This window comes from Micromonospora sp. NPDC005206 (assembly GCF_040608175.1).
Classification (GTDB): Bacteria; Actinomycetota; Actinomycetes; order Mycobacteriales; family Micromonosporaceae; genus Micromonospora.
Window position 1 is genome coordinate 218095 of sequence record NZ_JBEXHU010000001.1, and the last position, 14992, is coordinate 233086.

Here is a 14992-nt window from a genome sequence, read left to right on the forward strand (position 1 = left end):
CCTCACCGTCCGACAGGGAGCGCTCCCATGCCCAAAACCCTGCGCGCGTTCTGCCTGGCCCTGCTCGCCGTCGCCACCGTGCTGAGCACTACCGCCCCCCTGCCCGCCGAGGCCGCCCCCCGCTTCCGGGTCCTGGTCTTTTCCAAGATCACCAACTTCTACCACGACTCGATCCCGGCCGGCATCGCCGCGATCCAGCAGCTCGGCACCGCCCACAACTTCGAGGTCGTGGCCACCACCGACGCGGGCGCGTTCACCGACGCCAACCTCGCCACCTTCGACGCCCTGGTGTTCAACAACACCAACTCCACACCCGCCTCCGGTGACCTGCTCAACGCCGGCCAGCGGGCGGCCCTGCAGACATTCGTCCGCAACGGCGGCGGTTGGGCCGGCCTGCACGCCGCCTCGGCCAGTGAACGCGACTGGCCCTGGTACGAGGGCCTGGTCGGCACGATCTTCGACTTCCACCCCGACTTCTCCGCCACCGGCGGCACCTACCCCGGCCGGGTGAAGGTCCTCGACCGGGCGCACCCCTCGACGCGGAACCTGCCGGAGCTGTGGGAGCAGAGCGAGGAGTGGTACAACTGGCGGACCAACCCGACCGGCAACGTGCACACCCTCGCGCAGATCAAGGTGCGGGACGGGATCAGCGGGCTGGACGAGGGCGTCGACCACGCGTACTCCTGGTGTCAGCGCTACGACGGCGGCCGTTCCTGGTTCACCGCCGGCGGGCACGCCAGCTCCCGGTTCAGTGAACCGGCGTTCCTGGAGCACCTCCGCTATGGCATCGAGTGGGCCGCCGGCGCGGTCGCCGGCGACTGCTCGGCCTCCGAGACCGGCACCTTCGAGCGGGTGGGACTGGTCACCGAGAACCTCGCCGACCCGTTCGAGCTGGCCGTCGCCCCCGACCGGAAGGTCTACTACATCCAGCGCACCGGCGCGCTGAAGGTCGTCAACCAGGACACCCTCCAGGTCACCACGCTGCTGGACCTCGCGTACACCTCGGCGATGACCGACCAGTCCGACGGTCTGCTCGGCATGACCCTGGACCGCAACTTCGCCAGCAACGGCTGGATCTACCTGCTCTGGTCCGACAAGACCCTGAAACAGCTCAACCTGTCCCGGTTCACGGTCGCCAACAACAGCGTGGCGCTCTCCTCCGAGAAGCGGCTGCTGACGATCCCCACCTACCGTGGCGTGGGCCGGGCGAACTCGCACATGGGCGGCTCGCTCACCATGGACGCCGCCGGGCGGCTCTACGCCGCCATCGGCGACAACACCGATCCGTTCGCCTCCAGCGGATACACGCCGATCGACGAGCAGGCCGGACGGGCCGCCTGGGACGCCCAGGGCACCGCCGGCAACACCAACGACCTGCGCGGCAAGATCCTGCGGATCACCCCGCAGGCGGACGGGACGTACACCATCCCGAGCGGCAACCTGTTCCCGGCCGGCACCGCGAGGACCCGCCCGGAGGTCTACGCGATGGGCATGCGCAACCCGTTCCGGATCACCATCGACCCGCACACCAACGCGCTGCTGGTCGGCGACTACGGCCCGGACGCCCGCGCCGCCGATCCCAACCGCGGTCCGGAGGGGACGGTCGAGTTCAACCGGATCACCGCCGCCGGCAACTACGGCTGGCCGTACTGCGTGGGCAACAACATCCCGTTCAACGACTACAACTTCGCCACCAGCACCCCTGGGGCGAAGTTCAACTGCGCCGCGCCGGTGAACAACTCCCCCAACAACACCGGCCTGACCACCCTGCCGGCGGCGAAGCCAGCGCTGGTCTGGTACGCGTACTCCGCCTCCAGCCAGTTCCCGGAGGTGGGCACCGGCGGGGGCGGGCCGATGAGCGGTCCGGTCTACGACCACGACCCGGCCAACACCCGGACGACGAAGTTCCCGGAGTACTTCGACGGCAAGTGGATCACCTACGAGTTCACCCGCAAGTGGTTCAAGACGCTCTCGATCCACAGGACGGCGCAGACGTTCACCAACGCGCGCTTCGGGCCCACCGCCGTGGGCGACCTCCAGTCGATCAACGGAATCTTCGGCAACATGACCTGGATCCAGCCCTTCGAGGCGGAGTTCGGCCCGGACGGGTCGCTCTACGTCATCGACTTCGGCGAGGGAACCGGCAGCGGCCGCGGCGGCAGCAACGCCGGGGCGGGCATCTACCGCATCGACTACGTGGCGAACGGGAGGCCGCCGACCGCGAAGATCGCCTCCAACCCGGACAGCGGGCGCCCTCCGCTGACCGTGGCCTTCTCCTCGGCCGGCTCGACCGCTGGCGACCGCTCGGCGCTCAGCTACGCCTGGGACTTCACCAACGACGGCACCACCGACTCCACCGCCGCCAACCCGAGCCACACCTACCCGTCGGCGGGGACGTTCACCGCCCGGCTGACCGTACGCAACAGCGGCAACGGGTTGACCGCCAGCGCGGTCACCGACGTGGTGGTCGGCAACACCCGGCCCACGGTGACCATCACGGTGCCCGACGGTGGCTTCTTCGACTTCGGCGACAAGATTCCGTACACGGTGACGGTCACCGACCCGGAGGACGCCACCATCGACTGCGCGAAGGTGACCGTGCAGACCCAGCTCGGCCACGACTCGCACGCCCACCCGCTGGACAACTACACCGGCCGCTCGGGCCTGCTGGCCACCGAGGCGGACGCCGGTGACGGGCACGGACCCGGGCAGAACCTCTACACGGTGGTCACCGCGCAGTACACCGACGGCGGCGCGGCCGGCGGCGTACCGGCCCTGACCGGCTCGACCCGGGCGCAGTTGCAGCCCAAGAGCAAGGAGGCCGAACACCTCAGCGGCCAGTCCGGCATCACGGTGAACGACCGGCCCACCGCCCGCGCCGGCAAGCGACTCGGCGACGTCGACCACAACGACTGGGCGGCGTACGGACCGGTGGACCTGCGCAACATCGGCTCGGCGACGCTCGGGGTGACCAACGGCGGAGTCGGCGGCGACATCGAGCTGCGAACCGGCTCACCCACCGGCACGCTGATCGGCAGGGCCACCATCGGATCGACCGGCGGATGGGACAACCTGGTCTCGCCCACCGTCACGCTGACCAACAAACCCGCCGGCACCACCACCCTGTACGCGAGGTTCGTCAACGCCGCCCAGGTCGGCGGCACCCCGGACCTGCTCTCGCTGGACTGGCTGCGGTTCAACGGGGCCGGTGTCAAGCAGGAGCCCGGCGGGTCGCTCTCCCTCGCGGCCAGCCCCGGCAGCGGCACCGCGCCGCTGACCACCACCCTGACCGCCACCGCGACGGCGCCGTCCGGGCGGAGCATCACCGACTACGCGTGGGACTTCGGCGACAACAGCGCCGTCACGCACGGAGCGACGCTGCGGTCGACCGGCCACAGCTACCCGCGCAAGGGGACCTTCACCGCCCGGGTCACGACCACCTACACCAGCGGGGAGACCCGCTCAGCCAACCTGACCATCACGGTCAACTGACCGTCGAGCGGTGGCGGGCAAACGTCCATCCCGCCCGCCACCGCCCCACGGACAGGTGCGGTTTACTGCCAGGAACTCTGCTGCGTGTAGACGAGGTTGCCGGGAATGACCGTGCCGTCGGTGCTCAACTCGGTGTAGGCCCAGAAGTCACCCTCGGGCAGCGGCTTGTTCGGCTTCAGCGTGAATCCGACCGTCGAACCGCGCTCCACCGTGCTGGGCAGCGTCAGCGTCGCACCCGAATACTTGGCGTTCCGACCGATGATGGCGTGGCTCAGCTGGAAGTCGACGACCGGGCCGCCGGGCAGCTGGGCGAACACGTAGGCGGTGTAGCGCCCCGGCTCGGGCAGGAACTTGTAGGCCTGCTCCGCGCTGGTCCAGAACCTGTCACTGCTGTAGATCAGGGTGTCGCCCTTGTACAGGTAGAGGTCGAGGTTCGTGTTCGGGTCGTCGGTGTTGGCTTCGACAACGATGCCGGCGGTGTTCGCCGGCACGGTGAAGTCGAACTTCCTCACTCCGGTCGCGGTTGGGTCGAAGACGCCGCCGTAGACGCCGGCCGGCATCGAGTACGACTTCCGCTGCATCGGCGTGTAACCGGTGCTGCGACCGTCGAGTGGTCCGGTGAAGCCCGGCTGGAGCGAGCCGAACGCGCCGTTGGTCATCCGGCCGAATTCCTCCCCGTCGTCACCGTACGGTCGGGGGGTGATTCCCCACGGGCGGGCGGTGACCGGGATCCGGGCGTCGTGGGCCTTGCCGCGCCAGGCGATCGACCCGGTCACGTACCGGTCCCAGGGCGCGCTGCCCCGACGCAGGGTGACGGTCACCGTCGCGGACCGGCCCGGCTCTAGCGTCACCGATGCCGGCGTCACGGTGACCTTCATACCGTCCAGTCCGGACACCGACGAGCGGTAGGTCTCCCGCGCCTTGCTCACGTTGGTCAGGGTGCGGGTGAGGGTCACCGGCCGGGTCCCGTCGTACTCGCGCAACGAGATGGCCGGCAGGTTGAGCGCCTTACCGTCGGGCTGGGCCGTCTCGCTGAACTCGATCAGGTCTGCCGCGGTCGGCTCGATGACCAGTCCCGGGTCGGTGGCTCCGGCCAGGTTGATGAAACCGCTGCCCTGGTCCAACGGACTGCTGGTGCCGACGGTGTCGGTGGCGGTGGTCCGCAGTGCCGAGGAGACCGCGCCCGGTGACCAGGTCGGATGCGTGGCGCGCAGGATCGCCGCCGCGCCGGCCACGTACGGCGAGGCCATCGAGGTGCCGGAGTACGCGTCGTAGTTCCGCCCGAAGTTGCCGGGCGGTGCGACCGCGGCGATGATGTCCGAACCCGGCGCGACCAGGTCCGGCTTGAGGATGCCGGTGGCCACCTTGTCCGGACCGGTGGAGGAGAAGTCCGCGACGCTGGGTACGCCCGGCACGCTGGAGCCGTCGCCGCCGCTGCGCAGAGACACCTTCGCGTCGGTGGGGTGGCGCATCAGATAGTTGAACAACGTGCCGGCCTGCTTCTCGGTCGGCAGGTAGACGACCGGGAAGTTGAAGATCGAGTTGATCCGGTAGTTGCCGACGGGGTCGAACAGCACCATCGCCGCCCCGCCCTTGGCCTTGATCTCGGCGGCGGAACCGAACGTGTCGGACAGCGCGCAGGCGACCACTTTGCCCTTGATCTTGGCAGGGTCGAGGCTGCCCGGTTCGCAGTACACCGAGCCCTCCGCCGATCCGGCCTGCTCACCGAAGACCATCGGCAGCGAGTTGCCACCGGGCAGAGCGTCCAGCGAGCCGCCGACGAGCTTCGTGCCGTCACCCAGTTTGACGGTCGCTTCGTCGAGGTTCGTCACCGCCGCGCCGACCGTGGTCACCCAGGGCGCCGCGTTGCTGATCGCCCCGCTGACGATGCCGGTGTTTCCCGCCGACGCCGCCACGAAAACTCCGGCCAGCGACGCGTTGAGGAACGCGACGCCGATGGGGGTGTTGGCTTCCCAGTCGCCGAGATCGGAGCCGATCGAGAAGTTCAGCACCTGCACACCGTCGGAGACGGCCGCGTCGATGCCGGCGATGATGTCGGCGTCGTAGCCCATCCCGCCCCACAGCACCTTGTAGACAGCGATCTGGGCGTCCGGCGCGACCCCGGAGACGGGACCGAAGCGGCGGCCGTCGATCGTGACGTTCGACAGCGGCAGACCCGCCGCCGTGGACGCGGTGTGCGTGCCGTGACCGGCCATGTCGCGGGCGGACAGGACCTCACCCTCCGGGATTGAGCCACCGTAGGCGAGCCACGAATCGGCGAAGTACCGAGCGCCGACGATCTTGCCGTTGCAGTGCTCGGCCACGAAGGCGACGCCAGTCTGGCAGGTGCCGCGCCAGGTCGCCGGGGCGGTCATCCGCTTGGCGAACGACGCGCTCTCCGGCCAGATGCCGGTGTCCAGGACGCCGATCACCATGCCCGCGCCCGTGCCGGGGCCGGGCTTGACCGGTTTGCCGGCGACGCCTGATGCCACCGGCTGGTCCGGCTCGCCAGGAGCGGTGGCGGTCGGGGTGCCGGCGGTCGGGTTGGTCGGCGTCGCGGCCGGCAGAGCCGTTCGGGTGCCGAGCGCCCGCGAGGCGGTGACGGCGCGCACCCGCTTGTCCGCCCGCAACGTGGTCACCTGCTGGGCGGTCAGCTTCGCCGAGAACCCGTTGAAGGCGGTGGTGTACGCGGCGGTGACCTGGACCCCGGCCGCGGCAGCGACGGCGTTGCGCTGCGCGTCGAGGTGTCCGCGGTAGGCGCGTGACGGTGCCGACGTCACGTCCAGCCGGTCACCCGCCTCCGGACGGGTTCGCGCCAGCCCGGACACGCCACCGGCGTACGAGGTCAAGGGATCCTCGGCCAGTTCGACGATGTACATGCCCGGACGGGTCTCGTCCACCGTGGCTCGCTGGCTGGCCGCGTTCTTGCCGTCGGGCCGGCGATCGGCGCCGTCGGTCAGGGTGACTCTCTTGTCGGAACCGGGGGTGAAGTATCCGGCGGCGCTGCTGCCGCTGCCCGTCGGCCCTACCGGGGCCGCCGACGCCGATCCCGCGACACCGGTGGTGCCGGCGATCACGGCGAGGACCAGCGTCGGTAGCGCCAGTCTTCGCAGCCTGTCTCCGCTCGTGCTTGTAGCGACGAGGCTCCTTTCGATGACTCCCTTGTGGAGCGTTCTTACGATCACGACCCGCGCCTGGGAGCGCTCCCCCGCCTAGGCCGCCGAGAGTTGATCGGCGGTTTGGGGAGTGGTACGGATCGCTGGTGCGTATAAGATCATGATCCGTCAGCCGAGACCAGATGCGCGTTTCCTCGGTGCCGCCAGAGCACAGTGCACACCCCGGCGAGGGCCAGTCCGAGCAGCGGAGCGACGCCGACCCCGGCGAGCGTGCAGGCCACCGCCAGCAACGCCGGCGGCACCCAACACCAGGCGGGCACGGTACGCGGCGCGCGACCGCGCCGACGTGCCGCCGCTTCCACGGCTATCGGCACCACCAGCACCGGCAGCGCAGCGGCCAGGAGCGTCAGCCAGGGCAGCACGAGGCGGTCGAAGCGCGCCACCGCGAGCAGCCCGCCGAGCACCGCGACGCCGAGCATCGCCGTGCGCGCCGGCACCCGCGGCGTCAGGCCACGCAACGCCAGCGCCCCGGAGTACGTGGTGGTCAGCGCGGCGGCGAAGACCGCCACGGCGACGAAGAGATTCGCGTACGCGGCCAGCCCCGAGCCGGCGGCGAGCAGCGCGACCACGTCCGCCGAACCGGTCCGCAGCCACAGGCCCGCACCGGCCACCACCCCGAGCAGCGCCGGCCCGAGCAGCAGCCCCACACACCAGGCCAGGTCCCGCCGCCGGGCCAGGCCGACGCTGAAGTCCGGCGCGCGCAACGCGAAGACCGCCACGTAGCCGATCATCGCGGCGGCGTCGGCGAGACCACCGGCGGCGACGCGGACCGGCGCGCCCGGCGGCGGCAGGACGATCAGGCACCAGCCGACCAGCACCACCGCGCTGAGCGTGGTGAGCACCGCGACCCGGTTGCCGAACCGGGCCGGCGCCCAGGAGACGACGAGGACGGCGACCTCCAGCAACGCCGGCCCGACCCAGCCGGGCAGGTGTGTCAGCGCCGCCAGGGACGCGCCGCCGAGCCCGACGTTGAAGCCGTTCCAGCCGACCATCGACACGGTCAGCACGGCCGCCAGCAGCATCCGCGAGGTGTTCCCCAGGTACGCGGGCAGCACCGCGGTCAACGTTCCGCCGTCGCCGAGCGGCCGGCGCAGCCCGATCCGGCCCTGCCCCCAGAGCAGCGCCGCCATCAGGGCGCCACCGACCAGCAGCCCGGCCACCGGCACCGCGCCACCGTGCCGGGCGGCCATCGCCGCGCCGAGCACCAGTGTCGCCGGGGCGGTGCCGATGCCGAGCCACGCCCCGATCGCCGCCGGCCACCGGCGTTGCGGAGCCTCAGGCAACGTGGTGCAGGTAGCCGGCGATCGCCGCGTCCAGCACCTCCGCGCCGGGACGTGCCCACACCTCGGCGGAGAAGACCTCCACCTCGATCGGGCCGAGGTAGCCGGCCGCGTCCACCGCCTCGCGCAGCCGGCGCAGCTCGATGCACCCGTCGCCGGGCAGGGCCCGACCGAGCAGCACCCCCTCCGGCAGCGGGGTCACCCAGTCGCAGACCTGGAAAATGGCGATCCGGGCGCCGGCCCGGTCGATCTGCGCGTACACGGTGTCGTCCCACCAGACGTGGTACGCGTCCACGACCACGCCCACCACCGCCGGGTCGAAGCGCTCGGCGATGGCCAGCGCCTGGCCGAGTGTGGCGATCACGCAGCGGTCGGCGCAGAACATCGGGTGCAGCGGCTCGATGGCCAGCCGTACGCCGGCCGCCGCCGCGTGTGGGGCCAGTTCGCCGATCGCGTCGGCGACCCGGCGCCGGGCGCCGTCGATGTCCCGGCTGCCCTCCGGCAGCCCTCCGGACACCAGCACCAGCTCGGGGGCGCCCAGGGTGGCCGCCTCCTCGATGGCCCGCAGGTTCTCCGCGCTCCAGTCGTCGGCCTGGAAGAAGCCACCCCGGCACAGCGACGTGACGGCGAGGCCGGCGTCACGGACCAGCTTCGCCGAGCGGGCCAGCCCGTACTCGGCGACCGGCTCCCGCCACAGCCCGATGCCCGGCACCCCGGCCGCGACGCAGCCGGCCACCACCTCGGGCAACGGCCAGTGCTGGGCGGTGGCCTGGTTGAACGAGAAACGCTCCAGCCCGCTCACTGAGCTGGCTTCCGTTCGCGACTGCGGGGCTCGCAACACCGGCTCACTCCTCGCGCTCACTGGGCAACTCCCGCCACGGTGAACAGCGCCCGGGCGCGGGTGGCGGCCAGCTCGGCGTCGGGCAGCAGCCCGGCGGCGTCGGCCAGGGTGAGCAGGGTGGCCAGGTGGGCCGGCGACCGGCCGGACTGCGCGCCGCCGACCATGGTGAAGTGGCCCTGGTGCCCGGCCAGCCAGGCCAGGAACACGATCCCCGTCTTGTAGTGCCAGGTCGGCGCCGCGAACAGGTGCCGCGCCAGCGGCACGGTCGGCGCGAAGATCTCGTCGTACGCGGCCAGGTCGCCCCGGTCCAGGGCGGCCAACGCGGCGGCGGCGGCTGGCGCGATGGCCGCGAACACCCCGAGCAGCGCGTCGGAGTGGCCCACCTCGTCACCGCGGATCAATTCCGGGTAGTGGAAGTCGTCGCCGGTGTAGAGCCGTACCCCGGCCGGCAGCCGGCGGCGCAGCGCGACCTCCCGCCCGGGGTCGAGCAGCGACACCTTGATTCGGTCCACCTTGGACTGGTGCGCCTTGATCAGCTCGACCACCGTGTCGGCGGCCAGGTCCAGGTCGACCGCACCCCAGTAGCCGGTCAGCGCCGGGTCGAACATCGGGCCCAGCCAGTGCAGCACCACCGGCTCCTCGGCGGCGGTCAGCAGGTCGTCGTACACCCGTAGGTAGTCCTCCGGGCCGCGGGCCGCGGCCGCAAGGTGCCGGCTGCACATCAGCACCGGTTGGGCGCCGGCCGCCCGCACGTCGTCCAGCTGCTCCCGGTAGGCCACGGTGACCGCCGTCAGGGTGGCCGGGCCGGCCGGCAGCTGGTCGGTGCCGACCCCGGCGACGATCCGCCCGCCCACCGCGCGGGCCTCGGCGGCGCTGCGCCGGATCAACTCCCGGGTGGCCGGGTAGTCCAGCCCCATCCCCCGCTGGGCGGTGTCCATCGCCTCGGCGACGCCCAGCCCGTACGACCAGAGGTGCCGCCGGAAGGCGAGGGTGGTGTCCCAGTCCACCGCCGCCGGTGCGCCCGGCACGTTCTCCGCGCTCGGGTCGGCCACGACGTGCGCGGCGGCGTACGCGATCCGGCTGGTCGCCGGGGCGGCCGGACGGGGGAATCCGCGCCCTCCGGCCAGCCGGTGCCGCCGGCCCCCGGGCAGCACCACCTCCGCCGTCATGAGGTCAGCTCCGGCACCTCGACCCGGACGCCCTCACGGGCCGAGCGCAGCCCCAACTCGGCGAGCTGCACGCCGCGTGCGCCGGCTAGGAAGTCCCAGCGGAACGGCTCACCGGCCACCACGTGCCGCAGGAACGCCTCCCACTGCACCTTGAAGCCGTTGTCGAACTCCTCGTTGTCGGGTACCTCCGTCCACTGTGCCCGGAAGTCCTCGGTGACTGGGAGGTCCGGGTTCCACACCGGCTTCGGGGTGACCGCCCGGTGCTGCGCCCGGCAGCGGCGCAGCCCCGCCACCGCGCTGCCCTCGGTGCCGTCGACCTGGAACTCCACCAGCTCGTCGCGGTACACCCGCACGCACCAGGACGAGTTGAGCTGCGCGATCACCCCACCGTCGAGTTCGAAGATGCCGTACGCGGCGTCGTCGGCGGTCGCCGGGTAGCTGCGGCCCGCCTCGTCGACCCGCTCGGGCACGTGGGTGGCGGTCACGCAGGAGACGGCGTTGACCCGGCCGAACAGCTCCTCCAGCACGTAGTGCCAGTGCGGGAACATGTCGACCGTGATGCCGCCGCCGTCCTCGGCCCGGTAGTTCCAGGACGGACGCTGGGCCGGCTGCCAGTCGCCCTCGAAGACCCAGTAGCCGAACTCGCCGCGCACCGAGAGGATCCGGCCGAAGAAGCCGCCGTCGATGAGCCGCTTGAGCTTGCGCAGCCCGGGCAGGAAGAGTTTGTCCTGCACCACGCCGGTGCGTACCCCGGCGGCGTCGGCGGCACGGGCCAGGTCGAGCGCGCCCGCGGTGTCCTCAGCCAGGGGCTTCTCCGTGTAGATGTGCTTGCCGGCGTCGATGGCCTGCCGGATCGCCTTCTCCCGCTGCTGGGTGACCTGGGCGTCGAAGTAGATCTCGACGTCGTCCCGGGCCAGCGCCGCGGTCAGGTCGGTGGTCCAGTCGGTCAGCCCGTGCCGTTCGGCGAGCTCACGGAGCTTCGTCTCGTTGCGCCCGACCAGGACCGGTTCCGGCCAGATGGTCGTGCCGTCGGCCAACGTCACGCCGCCGGCTTCGCGGATGGCCAGCAGCGAGCGGACGAGGTGCTGCCGGTAGCCCATCCGTCCGGTCACGCCGTTGACGATGATGCCGATCGACCTGCGGGTCATGATGTTCCTTCCGTCGTGCTGGTCGTACCGATGCGGGCTCAGTGGTTGGCGGCCGCGCTGCCGAGCAACCCGCGCAGGTCGGTGGCGAGCCGGTCGAAGCGGGGATCCGACATCACCTGCGCGTAGTCGCGGTGCGCCGGCAGGTCGACCGGGAAGGTGCGGATGATCCGGCCGGGTCGGGCGCTCATCACCACGACCCGGGTGCCGAGGAAGACCGCCTCGGCGATGGAGTGGGTCACCAGCACCACCGTGGTGCCGGTCTCCCGCCAGATCCGGTGCAGCTCGGCGTTCATCTGCTCGCGGGTCAGCGCGTCCAGGGCACCGAAGGGCTCGTCCATGAGCAGCACCGGCGGGGAGTGCAGCAGCGCGCGGCAGAGTGCCACCCGCTGCTGCATGCCGCCGGAGAGCTCGTGCGGCAGCGCCTTCTCGAAGCCGGTCAGGCCGGTCATCTCGATCAGCTCGTCCGCCCGGCGGGCCGCCTGCGCCCGGTCCATGCCGCGCATCTCGGCCTGGAGCAGGATGTTGGCCCGCGCGCCGCGCCACTCGAGCAGCGCGGCCTTCTGGAAGACGAAGCCGATCTCCTTCTGCGGGCCGGCTACCGGGCGGTCCAGCAGCGACACCTCGCCGCTGGTCGGCCGGACCAGCCCGGCGACGATCTTCAGCAGGGTGGACTTGCCGCAGCCGGACGGACCGACGATGGTGACGAACTCCCCCGGCTGGATGTCCAGCGACACGTCGTCCAGCGCGGTGGTCTGCGACCGCCGCGAGCTGAACCGCACGGTCAGCCCGGACATCCCGATGGCGGTGCCGGCCCGGGCCGGCGCGGCGGTCACCGGGTCACCCCTGGGCCGCGTACGAGGCGTCCCAGTACGCGTTGGGCGCGCCCGGGTCCTTCAGCTCCGCGTAGCGGGACATCAGGTCGATGGTCTCGCTCCACTGGGCGTCGGTGTTCACGCCGGGCGGGCCGTCGGAGCCGATCAGCGGCAGGTTGAGGGTGAGCTGCTTGGTGAGGACCTCGGGCGCGGGCTCGTTCTCGGCCAGAGCGGTCATCGCGCTCACCGCACCGGCCGGGTCGCGGGCGGCCTCGGCCCAGGACTTCTGCGTGGCCCGGACGAACTTGCGGGCCAGCTCGGGGTCCTTCTGCAGGGTCTGGGTGTTGGCGATCAGGCCGGTGCCGAGCAGGTTCATCCCGTAGTCGGCGAAGAGCAGCACGTCGACCTTCTTGCCGGTCTTGCTCTCGATGGTGGGCGCCTGGTCGTGGAAGAAGCCCATGATGGCGTCGACCCTGCCCTCGGCCAACGCCGCGATCTTGCCGGCGGCGTCCACGTTGACCACCTTGACGTCGCTCTGCTTCAGGCCGTTCTTCTCCAGCCAGGCCGGGAAGGTCGCGTAGAGGGCGTCGCCGGGGGTGCCGCCGACGGTCTTGCCCTTGAGGTCGGCTGGGCTCTTGATGTTCTCCTCCGCGAAGAACTCCACCGAGGAGGGGCCCTTCTCCAGGTACGCGCCGAGGCTGCGCACCGGCATCCCGCTGGCCACGGACTTGAGCAGCACCGGGCTGTCCGCCCAGCCGAAGTCGGTCTGCTTCTGGGCGACCTGCTTGACGGTGTTGCCGGAGCCGTTGCCCGGCAGGATCTTCAGGTCGATGCCCTCGGCGGAGAAGAAGCCCTTCTGGAGCCCGTAGTAGAACGGGGCGTGCTCGCCGTACGGCACCCAGTTGAGGGTGAGGGTGACCTGCTTGCTGCCGTCGGTGCCGCCGTCGGAGGAGTCGTCCCCGCCGCAGCCGGTGGCGGCGAACAGCAGGGCGACGGTGGCCAGGATGGTGGTGGCGGTGCGTTTCATCGGTGCCTCCGTGATGGGGTCGGTCAGGAGGTGGTGAGCGGTACGCCGGCCCGACGGCTGGCGTGCCAGGGAATGAGCAGTGCCTCGGCGATCTCGACCAGGACGAACAGGACGATGCCGATGGCGGACATCAGGATCAGGTCGGCGAACAGCAGCGGGGCGTCGAGGTTGCCGTTGGCCAGCAACAGGACGTAGCCGAGCCCTTCGCTGGCGCCGACGAACTCACCGACCACGGCGCCGACCACCGCGAGGGTGACCGCCACCTTGAGGCCGGCCATCAGGTGTGGCAGCGCGTTCGGGAAACGGATCTTGCGGAAGGTGCGCCACGGCCCGGCGCCCATCGTGGCGGCGAGGTCGAGCAGCTCCGGGTCGGTGGAGCGCAGCCCGGCCACGCCGGAGATGACCACCGGGAAGAACGCGATGAGCACCGCCAAAATGATCTTCGGGGTGAGGCCGAGACCGAACCAGACCACCAGTAGTGGTGCGATGGCGATCTTCGGGATGACCTGCGCGAACAGGACGATCGGATAGAGCGCCTTGTCCAGGGTGCGCGAGTAGGCGATGGCGACCGCGGTGGCCAGCCCCAGCGCGGCGGCCAGCACGAAGCCGAGCACCGTCTCGTAGAGGGTGACCATGGTGTGCCGGGCCAGCTCGGACCACTGCTGCGTCATCGTGGTCCAGACCTGGCCGGGGGTCGGCACCAGATAGTTGGGCACGTACTCCCGGGCGGCCACGAACCACCAGGCGGCGAAGAACGCCGCCAGCACCAGCGCCGGGCGCCAGAGCGAGTCGGCGAGGGCCAGTGCACGCCGGCCGAGCGTCGGTCGTGGCGGGCGGCCGCCGGTGCCCGGTGGCGGACCGCCCACTGCGGACGGAGTCGCGCCGTCGACGGAAGCCGGCCCACCGACGGACCCGGGCGGGAGCGAGGAAGCGGCAATTTGTTCGCCGCTCGCCGCCTCGGTGGCGGCTTGCTGACCCGCCGCGTCCAGAGCGTTGTCGGTCACGCGGAACCTCCTCGAAGCCCGGCATGGCATGGCACCGACGGACCGGGCCGGTCGGCGTATCAGGCAAACGCTTTCCAGGAGCGTAGGCGGCTCCCCGACACCAGGCAAGGCCTTTCCTGGGTCTGTTCGCCGCTACGCCAGGTCCGCCCGCGATCGTGGCCTCCGAGATCGACTCGACTTCCAGGGAACCGGGCCATCGTCTGCCCTCGATCACCCCGGCTTCAAGGAAACCGAGTCAATCAACCACGACGTAGCGCGGACCGTCCGAGAAGGACGGCCAGCTAACCGCGCCGTCAGATGGCCGCCGGATAGGTGTCGAGCAGGCCGCACATGCCCAGCCGGCCCCGCTCGACCGGCTCGTCCACCGCGTACACCCCGGCCTCGCCCAGGTGCCCGGCATCGCCCCGGCCGAGGGCGTCGAGCTGCTCGCCGGTCCCGGCGGCGGCCCGGCCCGCGCCGGCCGCCCAGCGCTCCCGCCAGCGCGCCAGCAACGGCTGACGCAGCGCCACCGCGGCGGAGTGGAAGGCGGCGAGCGCCGCAGGTCCGCCCGCCCGCAGCGCCTGGAAGCCGGTCACCGCCAGATCCCGCCGCCGGTACGCGGCGGTCACGTCGGCGCCCGGCGCTCCCCCGTCGGGCAGCGCCGCGGCGGCGGCGTACGCGGCCGGGTCGGCCAGCACCTCAGGCGGGAAGGTGAGCACGGCATCGCCGGCCTCGGGCAGGCCGCTGTTCTGCATGAGCACCACGATGGTCAGACCCCCGCCGTTGACGAGGCGGTGCACGGTGCCCGGCTCGAACCAGACCACCGCACCCGGCCGCAGCGGGGTCTCCCGGTAGCCGCCGGCGGCGGTGAGGGTCTGCACCGCGCCCTCGCCGCCGGTCACCACGTACCCCTCGGTGCAGCACAGGTGCACGTGCGGGGTGCCGCCGACCACGCCGTCCGGCGCGGGGGTGTCGTAGACGCGTAGCCGGGAGAGCCCAACCCCGCCGGGCAGCGGGGCGGCGAAGCGTTCCGACACGGCGGGCCTCCCTGCGGGAAAGGGCTT

10 protein-coding genes are annotated in these 14992 nt (G+C 71.7%); 1 reads left to right on the forward strand and 9 read right to left on the reverse strand.

All coding sequences use genetic code 11. The annotated features are described in order from the left end of the window. Window positions 1–27 precede the first annotated feature (27 nt). A complete protein-coding gene (locus tag ABZU69_RS01020) occupies window positions 28–3492 on the forward strand; it encodes a ThuA domain-containing protein (RefSeq protein WP_354962363.1) in 3465 nt (1154 codons plus the stop codon). Window positions 3493–3554: 62 nt separating this feature from the next. Here ABZU69_RS01020 and ABZU69_RS01025 read toward each other — a convergent pair whose 3' ends face one another. The 9 genes from ABZU69_RS01025 to ABZU69_RS01065 all read right to left on the reverse strand — a co-directional run bounded on the left by ABZU69_RS01025 (window position 3555) and on the right by ABZU69_RS01065 (window position 14965). Then, window positions 3555–6569: a S8 family serine peptidase gene (locus ABZU69_RS01025; RefSeq protein ID WP_354962364.1), complete on the reverse strand. Its 3015-nt coding sequence runs from the start codon at window positions 6567–6569 to the stop codon at window positions 3555–3557. Window positions 6570–6766: 197 nt separating this feature from the next. Further along, the gene (locus ABZU69_RS01030) at window positions 6767–7951 is read right to left on the reverse strand and encodes a hypothetical protein (protein ID WP_354962365.1); all 1185 of its coding nucleotides are present in this window, start codon (window positions 7949–7951) and stop codon (window positions 6767–6769) included. Next, a complete protein-coding gene (locus ABZU69_RS01035) occupies window positions 7944–8741 on the reverse strand; it encodes a sugar phosphate isomerase/epimerase (RefSeq protein WP_354962587.1) in 798 nt (265 codons plus the stop codon). The genes ABZU69_RS01030 and ABZU69_RS01035 overlap by 8 nt, the downstream gene beginning before the upstream one ends. 65 nt (window positions 8742–8806) lie before the next feature. After that, a complete protein-coding gene (locus ABZU69_RS01040; RefSeq protein WP_354962366.1) occupies window positions 8807–9958 on the reverse strand; it encodes a dihydrodipicolinate synthase family protein in 1152 nt (383 codons plus the stop codon). Continuing rightward, a complete protein-coding gene (locus ABZU69_RS01045; protein ID WP_354962367.1) occupies window positions 9955–11106 on the reverse strand; it encodes a Gfo/Idh/MocA family oxidoreductase in 1152 nt (383 codons plus the stop codon). Before ABZU69_RS01045 ends, ABZU69_RS01040 begins: the two co-directional genes overlap by 4 nt. A gap of 38 nt (window positions 11107–11144) precedes the next feature. Next, window positions 11145–11939 (reverse strand): ABC transporter ATP-binding protein, encoded by a 795-nt coding sequence (locus ABZU69_RS01050; RefSeq protein ID WP_354962368.1) that lies wholly within the window; start codon window positions 11937–11939, stop codon window positions 11145–11147. A 4-nt stretch (window positions 11940–11943) separates the two neighbouring features. After that, a complete protein-coding gene (locus ABZU69_RS01055) occupies window positions 11944–12945 on the reverse strand; it encodes an ABC transporter substrate-binding protein (RefSeq protein WP_354962369.1) in 1002 nt (333 codons plus the stop codon). 23 nt (window positions 12946–12968) lie between these two features. After that, window positions 12969–13949 carry an ABC transporter permease gene (locus tag ABZU69_RS01060; protein WP_354962370.1) on the reverse strand — a complete coding sequence of 327 codons (981 nt, stop codon included), beginning with the start codon at window positions 13947–13949 and terminating at the stop codon, window positions 12969–12971. A gap of 293 nt (window positions 13950–14242) precedes the next feature. Beyond that, a complete protein-coding gene (locus ABZU69_RS01065; RefSeq protein WP_354962371.1) occupies window positions 14243–14965 on the reverse strand; it encodes a cupin in 723 nt (240 codons plus the stop codon). Window positions 14966–14992 lie beyond the last annotated feature (27 nt).

What these genes read in the sequence shown, in the direction of transcription:
- ABZU69_RS01040 (WP_354962366.1), bottom strand. Translation starts at nt 9,958, where the DNA reads ATGACGGCGGAGGTGGTGCTGCCCGGGGGCCGGCGGCACCGGCTGGCC.
- ABZU69_RS01020 (WP_354962363.1), top strand. Translation starts at nt 28, where the DNA reads ATGCCCAAAACCCTGCGCGCGTTCTGCCTGGCCCTGCTCGCCGTCGCC.
- ABZU69_RS01055 (WP_354962369.1), bottom strand. Translation starts at nt 12,945, where the DNA reads ATGAAACGCACCGCCACCACCATCCTGGCCACCGTCGCCCTGCTGTTC.
- ABZU69_RS01045 (WP_354962367.1), bottom strand. Translation starts at nt 11,106, where the DNA reads ATGACCCGCAGGTCGATCGGCATCATCGTCAACGGCGTGACCGGACGG.